Below are 8592 nucleotides of genomic sequence, written 5' to 3' on the forward strand. Positions count from 1 at the left end.
TGTGCTAGATGCCTCCGACCTGCGCTTGCGCAGGCAAGCGTCGGGCAAGCGCAGGTCAGGGAAGTGTTTCCGCGGATCACTCCGGGTATGCGCTAGCCATTGCTAGCGTGTTGCAAGCGCAGGTCAGGGCATGGTGTATGAGAAATAGTTGACCAGGGCCGACGGCTAAGGTCGTCACGTGAAGCATCGACGTCTTGGGCGCAGCGGCCTGTCGGTCAGTGAGATCTCCTACGGCAACTGGATCACCCATGGTGACCAGATCGAGGCGGACGCGGCGACCGCCTGTGTGCGTGCCGCCCTCGACGAGGGCATCACCACATTCGACACCGCGGACGTCTACGCCGGTACCCGCGCCGAGAGCGTCCTGGGCGAAGCGCTGCAGGGCGTGCGCCGGGAGTCCTACGAGCTGTTCACCAAGGTCTACTGGCCCACCGGCCCGGGGGAGAACGACAAGGGCCTCGGTCGCAAGCACATCATCGAGTCCGCGCACGCCTCGCTGCGCCGTCTGCGCACCGACCACCTCGACCTCTACCAGGCACACCGGTACGACCCGACGGTGCCGATCGAGGAGACCCTGCGGGCCTTCGACGACCTCGTCCGCGCCGGCAAAGTGCTCTACGTCGGCGTGTCCGAGTGGAGCGCCGAGCAGATCAGCGACGCCGTCCGGCTGGCCAGCGAGCTGGGGCTGGACCGCATCATCTCCAACCAGCCGCAGTACTCGATGCTGTGGCGGACCATCGAGGCCGACATCGTGCCCGTCAGCCGGAAGGCCGGGATCTCCCAGATCGTCTGGTCGCCGATCGCCCAAGGCGTGCTCACCGGCAAGTACCCGCCCGGTCAGCCACCGCCGGCCGGCAGCCGGGCCACCGGTGAAACCGGTTCCACCTTCATCTCCCGGCTGCTGCGCGACGACGTGCTGACCGCGGTGCAGGAGCTGCGGCCGATCGCCGCGGACGCCGGGCTGTCGATGGCGCAGCTCGCCATCGCCTGGGTGCTGCAGAACGACAACGTCGCCTCAGCGATCATCGGCGCGTCCCGGCCGGAGCAGGTACGGGAGAACGTCAAGGCTGCCGGCGTGACGCTCGACCCGGCGCTGCTTGATCGGATCGACGACGTGCTCGCCGAGGTCGTCACCCGGGCCTGACCCGGGCCTGCCTCCAGGCCTGGCCCCGGGCCCGCCGGCTACCCCGAACCGAACCAGATCAGATCAGCCAGGCTGGTCGCCAGCCGGGTCGGTTCGGCGGAAAGCGGAGGCCAGCGCCTGCCAGGTCCGGTCGAGATCGGATCCTGGCAGATAGCGGCCGTCCAGTTCGAGGATCATCGTGCCGTGCGCGGCGGCCCACAGGGCCTGCGCACGATAGGGTTCCCCGGCCGCCCGGTAGAACGGCTCCCCCGCCCAGTCCTCGACGTCGGCGCTCAGTAGCCGACGGTTCAGCGAACCGGCGGTGACCAGGCGGTAGAGGTTCGGATGGGCTTGGGCATAGCCCCGGTACGCGGCCAGCAGGGCCGGGACCACCTCCGCGGCACCGCTGCGGTCGACCACGTCGTGGAGCAGGTCCCCGATCTCCATGAGCATGGTCTCGATCAGCTTGGCCTCAAGCTGCGGCTTACCCGCGAGATGCTTGTACAGCGACGGCGCCCGGATACCGAGGAGATCACCGATCCGGCGCATCGTCAGCGCCCCCGCCCCCTCGGTCTCCAGCACCCCCCGCGCGACCGTGATGATCTCGGTGACCCGCGGCGAGACGGAGCCTAGGACCGGGCGGGGCGCGATCCTGGGCAATGGCGGCTCGCCGACCGGCCGCGCCTGCGCCACCGACCGTGCTCCCCGCACCGGTGAGGTCGCCGTCCCCGTGTTCACGCCGGTGTGATCACGAAGACGGAATGGCGGGGCGCGATCCGACGGATCTCCTCATCGGGCGAGTCCGGCCCGACCCCGTCGAAGAAGGCGCCGACCTCGGCCTTCCACCGCCGCAGGTAGGCCCGCAGCACGGCGACGCTCGCCGCCGGATCCAGCTCGGTCGCGGAGTAACGCGTGCGCGACCGGCCACGCAGCAGGTATAGCTCGCCTTGGGCCGCGCGCAGATTACGCACCCACTGGCCGTGCCCTCGCGCCGAGACCAGGTACTGCTGCCCGTCGAAGATGAGCAGGTTCACCGGGGTCCGGCGCGGCTCGCCGCTGATCCGGCCGCGTACCTCGAGGATCCGACTGCCCAGGAGGCTGATCCCCGCCCGGGTCAACGCCGCGACGGCACGGTTGGCCACGTTACGGGTGAACCATCCGGGGGCGAGGTAATGCGCTTCGGGCGGAGTGGACGGGTTGTTGTGCTCGGTCAAGATCTGCACCCTCTCTGTCGACCGGAACGGCCCGGCGCCGGCCTGAGCGATCTCGATGGTTCGGCCGGCCGGACCACACCGGACAGGCCAACGTCGTCAGCCAACGTCGTCAGCCAACGTCGTCAGCCGACCTCTCGTCAAGAGGCGGTTCGGTCGACACGCATCGGGACCAGCACAGGTCGGGACCGGCACGGACGGAGGCGGCTCAGGTCACCGGGCGCAGGCTCATCGGCCCGTAGACGCGACGGCCGGCATCGAGGAGCGTCACCTGCGCCACCCCCGCATCGAGCAGGTCACGCCAGGTCTCCCCGAGCCACGTCTCAGCGTCTCCCTGGCTGGTGAACGACTCAGAGGTCGAGTCCCCGCCGACCATCGTGATCGTGCCGTCATCGCCTTCGTAGCGCCAGGTCCAGGTCATGAGTGTGTCCTTCCCACCCGGGCGGCCCGCGCTGGAGCCACCGGCCGTGATCGGCCAGTGCGCCGGCCGGTCGTCCCATCCAACCGCGTGCACCCCGCCGACGCGGGACTCCCGGCCCCACGCCAGGGCCGATGATCCATCGTGGCACTGGTCGACCGGCCCGCGGGCCCGGGTCGGGTCGGGTCGTGCTACTGGCGCGGTCGGCGATACCCGCGCCAGGATGTCGTGAACGTCGGTAACGTCAGTTCCGGTGGATGCCCGGACAGCATCGCGACCACCACGATCGCGAAGCCGGCGTCACCGGTCATCGCCGGTCGCGCGAGCCGGCGGCATGTCCGCACGGTGAGCACAGCCGCGTCGAAGGCAGGTCCGCACGACAGGCACGTCTGCGTGAGCAGTACGTCGGTACAAGGAGGAAGAACCCGCGTGGGAACGACCGTCTACAACGCAGCGGCCATCGTGGCCGAGTCCGTGGAACACGAGGACGCTCCCCTGACCTGGTGGGCCGCCGCGCTCGTCACCTTCGCGGCAATCTTCCTGCTGGCGGTGGTGCTCACCCTCATGACCCTGTGGGAGCGCAAGCGCCACCCGCACGTCTGAGGTTCCGCGGGCCACGGAGCCCGGCAGGCTTGAGAACCACGGAGCCTGGCAGGCTTGAGAACCCGGAGAGGCGGAGACCCCGGGGGGATCCGGGGGTATCCGGGGGATCCGGGACGCAACGGGATCCGGGAGACGGAACACGATGAAGGTGACGCTGCTCGGCACCGGCTCGGCGGACGGCTGGCCCAACCCGTGGTGCGACTGCGCATCCTGTGCCTGGGCCAGGGAACACGAAGTACGCGGGCGGACGGCCGTTCTGATCGACGACGCCCTGCTGATCGACTGTGGTCCCGACGTGCCCCGGACCGCTGCCCGGCTCGGAGTACGCCTATCGGGGCTGCGTCATCTGCTGATCAGTCACGCCCATCCCGATCATCTGGGGCCCGAGAGCCTGATGTGGCGCTCGTGGTCGACAGCCGCGGGACGGCCCCTCGACGTGGTCGGTCCGCCGGCGGCGCTGGCGGCGTGCCGGGAGTTCCTGGCTCGCTGGGAGCGCTCCGATCCGGACCGGGACGGCTCGCCGCTGCGGCTAATCGCCGTGGTGCCCGGGGGTACGCCGACGACACCCGGACCCCTGCGCCTCGGCGCGGACGATCGGCAGGCCGCGGAGGACCGGGGATCCCCGGAGGGTCAGGAGTCCCCGAGCGATCGGGGTTATCTCGTTCGACCGGTCGCCGCCCAGCACGGTGACGCGAGCATCGGGCCGGCCGTGCTCTACGACGTGACGGCGCCGGACGGTGGACGCCTGCTGTACGGCTGCGACACCGCGGCGCCGCTGCCGGCGGAGACGCTCGAGGCGGTCACCGGCCGCGCCTACGACGTCGTGCTGCTGGAGGAGAACAACGGCGACCGGCCGGGGTTCGGCGAGCACCTTGACCTCGACACCTTCGGTCAGCTCGTGGCCGAGCTGCGCCGCCGCGGCGCCGTGGTGCCGAGCACCCTGGTACTGGCCGTCCATCTGAGTCACCGCAACCCGCCCGGCGACGAACTGGCCCGCCGGCTCCACCTCGCCGGCGCGCTGGCACCGGCGGACGGGACCGTCTACGACATCGTCCCGGCCGCCCGGCGGCAGCCGTCCCAGCCACCACAGCCACCAGGGGCACCAGGGGCACCAGGGGCACCAGGGCGGTGGCAGAGCCCGGTGCTCCCGGCACCACACCGGGTCCTGATCACGGGGGGTGCCCGGTCGGGGAAGTCGGCCGAAGCCGAACGCCGGCTGCTCGCCGAACCGGAGGTGGTCTACGTCGCAACATCGGCGCCGCCTGATCCGGCCGACGCCGAGTGGTCCGAGCGGATCGCCGCACACCGGCGGCGGCGCCCGGCCGCCTGGACGACCGTGGAGACGGTCGACCTGGTTCCCCTGTTGCGCTCTCCCGGACCACCGCTGCTCATCGACGGTCTGGGGCTGTGGGTCGGCGCCTGGCTGGACCGTCCGGACGAGTTGCGCATCCGCGCGGAGGAGCTCGTTGACGCCTGGCGGGCCACCGGCCGCCGGGTCGTCGCGGTCACGGACGAGGTCGGTTCCGGGGTCGTTCCCCCGGCCGAGGCCGGCCGCCGGTTCCGCGACGCGCTCGGCCGTCTCAACGCCGATCTCGCGGCCGAGGCCGACGAGGTGTGGCAGGTGGTCGCGGGCATCCCCCTCCGACTGCGGCCCTTCCCGCACGAGCGGTCATCGCGTCCTCACGGGACAAATCCTCCCGTGAGGAAGTCGTAGCGACAGAGCCCGGCCGAGCAGGCCACGATGAGACCGGCCGGTTCGGTCGCGGGAAGCCACCGGCAGGACCAGGCCGCGCCGTCGCTCACCCGCCAGACCCCCGTTCTCCGCACATGCGCGCGTCGTCGCAGGTCACGGCACCGTGTGCGGAAGACAGGCAGACCCGCACGGTGCGGTCATTGCCGCCCGAGGCCAGCCACCTGCCGCCCGGGCCGGCCGGCAAGGACCAACCGTCCCGGCCGCACCGATCGGCACAATCGTGCGGCGCGAGGATAACTGGGAGACACCTTCGCGGGGATGTGGTGCGTTGCCGACCAATCGGATCAGGTAGTAAGGATCCCGTGGATCCCGATGCGTCAGGCAGCGCCGTTTCCCCCGTTCCCCCGTTGGATTCCGACGCGATGGCTGCGGCTCGCCAGCGGCAGACCGAACTGACCAAGCCACCCGGGGCGCTGGGCCGGCTTGAGGATCTGTCCATCTGGCTCGCCGGCGCACAGGCGACCTGCCCGCCCCGTCCCTTCGCCCGGATCCGGGCGGTCGTGATCGCCGGCGACCACGGTGTCGCCCAGGCCGGGGTGTCCGCCTTCCCCAGCGACGTGACCGCCCAGATGGTCTCGAACTTCGCCGCAGGCGGCGCGGCGGTCAACGTGCTGGCCCGCCAGGTCGGGGCCGCCGTGCGCGTGGTGGACGTGTCCGTGGACACGGCGCGGCCCCTCACGCCGGGCGGGGTGGATGGATCGGCCGCACCGGAGCGCTATCGGGTGCGACGGTCGAGCGGACGGATCGACCGCACCGACGCGCTGTCCGTCGCGGAGGCGGACGCCGCGTTCGCCGTCGGCCGACTCATCGCGGACGAGGAGATCGACGCGGGCGCGGACCTGCTTGTTCCCGGCGAGATGGGGATCGGCAACACAACCCCCGCAGCCACCATCGTGGCGCTGCTGTGCGACCGGGAGCCGATCGAGGTAGTCGGCCGCGGGACGGGGATCGACGACCAACGTTGGATGATCAAGACGGCCGCGATCCGGGACGCGATGCGGCGCGGCCGGCCGTTCACCGGCGACGCGCATTCGGTGCTGCGGATCGTCGGTGGAGCCGATCTGCTCGCCCTGGCCGGGCTGCTGGTGCAGTCCGCCGTGCGACGGACGCCGGTCATCCTCGACGGTGTGATCGTCTGCGCGGCGGCGCTGGCCGCAGAGCGGATCGCCCCAGGAGCAAGCCAGTGGTGGGTGGCCGGCACCCGGTCCACCGAGCCCGCCCAGGGAATCGCACTGGACGCACTCGGTCTGCCCCCCCTGGTCGACGCCGGCCTGCGTCTCGGGGAGGGCACCGGTGCGCTCCTCGCCGTTCCGTTCCTGCGGGCGGCCCAGGCCACGCTGGCCGAGATGGCGACGTTCGACCAGGCCGGTGTCAGCGGGAAAGCCGAGGTCGGCGGCGGCCAAGGGGACTCGGGCCCCGCGGCCGGTGCCCCGTGATGCTCGAGGCAAGAACAGCATTCACGCTGCTCACCGTCCTGCCGCTGCGGGGCCCGGAGCACACCGACCGGCGGCTCGCGGGCCGGGCGATGGCCCTGGCGCCCTTCGTCGGCCTGGCCCTGGGGCTGCTCGCCGGCAGTGCGGTGTTCGCCACCCGGATCGTCACGGCGGTTCCCGGTCAGCGCGCCCAGACCCTGCTGCCGGCCGTCGTCGGCGTCACGGTGCTCGCTCTGGTCACCCGGGGCCTGCATCTCGACGGGCTGGCCGATCTCGGGGACGGGCTCGGCGCCTGGCGAGCGCGGGGCAGGGATCGCGCCTTGGAGATCATGCGCGAGTCGACCATCGGGGCCTTCGGAGCGATCATCGTCCTGTTCGTGGTGCTGCTCCAGGTCGGGGCCCTGAGCACGACGATCTCGGCGCACCGCGGCACGCTGTCGATTCTGGTCGCCGCGATGACCAGCAGGCTCGCGGCCACCCTGGCCTGTACCGGCGCCGTCCCGCCGGCTCGGCCGGATGGCCTCGGTGCGCTGGTCGCGGGAACCGTGCGGACCCGGGACGCGGCGCTGTCCTTCCTGGCAGTCTGCGCCGTCGCGGCGCTGGCCGGACTGCTGGACTTCGACGGCGGCGGCCCCGGCCGGGCGCTGCGAGCGGTCCTCGCGGTCTGGGTCGGGACAGGCGTCTCGTTCCTGCTCCGGCGGTATCTGCTCACGCGCTTCGGCGGGATCACCGGAGACATCCTCGGCGGACTCATCGAGATCACCGCGGCGGCGACCCTGCTCGTCATGGCCATGACGATCCCGACGCCCGTCCTGCACACCCTCGGCCTGCACTGACAGCGCGGCGGACGCCGCCCGCTGGCGTCCGCCCGGCGGGCCCGCCGGACAGGCCCGTCCGGCGGCTGGGCTACTTGGGCGAGGACCTGACGAACGGCGGCCGGACAACCGTCATGGGACTCGGACGGCCCCGGACGTCGACGTTCACCGTGTCGCCCCCCTGCACGGACCGGTCCAGCAGGGCGAGCCCGATCCCCTGGCGCAGCGTCGGAGAGAACGTGCCGCTGGTGACCTCACCGACCGTGGCACCAGCCGCGGAGGCCACGGTCATGTGCGGACGGGGAATCACCCGGCCGGTGGACCGCAGCCCCCACAGCAGGCGGGAGGCGCCGGCGGACCGCTCCGCGAGCAGGGCGTCGCGTCCCCAGAAGCGATCCTTGTCCCAGCCGACGGCCCACCCGGAGCGAGCCTGGACCGGCGTGATCGACAAAGAGAGGTCCTGGCCATGCAGCGGATACCCCATCTCGGTCCGCAGCGTGTCGCGGGCACCGAGGCCGACCGGCACGACGCCGAGCGGCCCACCCGCCGCGAACAGCGCATCCCACAGCGCAGGGGTGTCGTCCCAACGAGGCAACAGCTCGTAGCCTCGCTCTCCGGTGTAGCCCGACCGGCACACGATCACCGGGTGGCCCTTCCACTCCGCGTCGACGAAACTCATATACGTCCCGCCGGTGGGCAGGCCGAGGGCGCCGAGCAGATCGGCGCAGGCCGGTCCCTGGACCGCTACCACGCCGTACCCGGTGTGCAGGTCGGTGACGGACACGCCCGCCGGCGCCGCCGCGGCGAGGCGAGCGACGACCTGGGCGGTGTTCGCGGCGTTCGGGACGAGGAAGACCTCCTCGTCGGAGTACAGGTAGGCGATCAGATCGTCGACGACCCCGCCGGTCTCCTCGCAGCACAAGGTGTACTGCGCCTGGCCGGGGCCGATCCGGCGCAGGTCGTTGGTCAGGCAGGCGTTGACGAAGGCGGCGGCACCGGGGCCGGCGATCCTGGCCTTGCCGAGATGGCTGACGTCGAAGATCCCGACCGCGCCGCGGACCGCCTGGTGCTCGGCGAGCACCCCGCGACCGGTGTACTCGATCGGCATCTCCCAGCCACCGAACCCGGCCATCTTCGCGCCCAGTTCGACGTGCCGGTCGTACAGCGGGGATCGACGCAGCTCTGGGGATCGACGCAGCTCTGGGGATCGACGCAGCTCTGCCATGGCCAGCAGCC

The 8592-nt window shown here is 71.8% G+C and carries 9 protein-coding genes; 5 read left to right on the plus strand and 4 right to left on the minus strand.

Translation table 11 applies throughout. From position 1 onward, the window contains the following. The first annotated feature begins 178 nt into the window (after positions 1-178). Positions 179-1144 (plus strand): aldo/keto reductase family protein, encoded by a 966-nt coding sequence (locus AC08OX_RS11350; protein WP_476607785.1) that lies wholly within the window; start codon positions 179-181, stop codon positions 1142-1144. Between the two features lie 63 nt (positions 1145-1207). Here the strand turns inward: AC08OX_RS11350 and AC08OX_RS11355 are convergent, their stop codons facing one another. From AC08OX_RS11355 to AC08OX_RS11365, 3 genes are all read right to left on the minus strand, one after another. Then, the gene (locus AC08OX_RS11355; protein ID WP_476607789.1) at positions 1208-1816 is read right to left on the minus strand and encodes a TetR/AcrR family transcriptional regulator; all 609 of its coding nucleotides are present in this window, start codon (positions 1814-1816) and stop codon (positions 1208-1210) included. Between the two features lie 41 nt (positions 1817-1857). Next, a complete protein-coding gene (locus AC08OX_RS11360) occupies positions 1858-2337 on the minus strand; it encodes a nitroreductase family deazaflavin-dependent oxidoreductase (protein WP_476607786.1) in 480 nt (159 codons plus the stop codon). Positions 2338-2542: 205 nt separating this feature from the next. Further along, on the minus strand, positions 2543-2755 hold the full coding sequence (locus tag AC08OX_RS11365) for a hypothetical protein (RefSeq protein ID WP_011437512.1): 213 nt from the start codon (positions 2753-2755) through the stop codon (positions 2543-2545). Between the two features lie 426 nt (positions 2756-3181). Between AC08OX_RS11365 and AC08OX_RS11370 the strand changes: the two genes are divergently transcribed. The 4 genes from AC08OX_RS11370 (at position 3182) to AC08OX_RS11385 (ending at position 7377) form a co-directional block, all read left to right on the plus strand. Beyond that, positions 3182-3355 carry a hypothetical protein gene (locus tag AC08OX_RS11370; RefSeq protein WP_011437513.1) on the plus strand — a complete coding sequence of 58 codons (174 nt, stop codon included), beginning with the start codon at positions 3182-3184 and terminating at the stop codon, positions 3353-3355. 142 nt (positions 3356-3497) lie between these two features. Then, positions 3498-5069 (plus strand): bifunctional adenosylcobinamide kinase/adenosylcobinamide-phosphate guanylyltransferase, encoded by a 1572-nt coding sequence (locus tag AC08OX_RS11375; RefSeq protein WP_476607787.1) that lies wholly within the window; start codon positions 3498-3500, stop codon positions 5067-5069. A 341-nt stretch (positions 5070-5410) separates the two neighbouring features. Further along, positions 5411-6544, plus strand: coding sequence for a nicotinate-nucleotide--dimethylbenzimidazole phosphoribosyltransferase (gene cobT / locus AC08OX_RS11380; RefSeq protein ID WP_476607788.1), 1134 nt, complete (start codon positions 5411-5413; stop codon positions 6542-6544). Then, positions 6544-7377 (plus strand): adenosylcobinamide-GDP ribazoletransferase, encoded by an 834-nt coding sequence (locus AC08OX_RS11385; protein WP_023842025.1) that lies wholly within the window; start codon positions 6544-6546, stop codon positions 7375-7377. Before cobT ends, AC08OX_RS11385 begins: the two co-directional genes overlap by 1 nt. A gap of 70 nt (positions 7378-7447) precedes the next feature. On the opposite strand, the gene gcvT is transcribed toward AC08OX_RS11385, so the two are convergent. After that, a complete protein-coding gene (gcvT, locus tag AC08OX_RS11390) occupies positions 7448-8581 on the minus strand; it encodes a glycine cleavage system aminomethyltransferase GcvT (protein ID WP_476607790.1) in 1134 nt (377 codons plus the stop codon). Positions 8582-8592: the final 11 nt, after the last annotated feature.

It is taken from the genome of Frankia sp. CoBUL1, assembly GCF_978021245.1.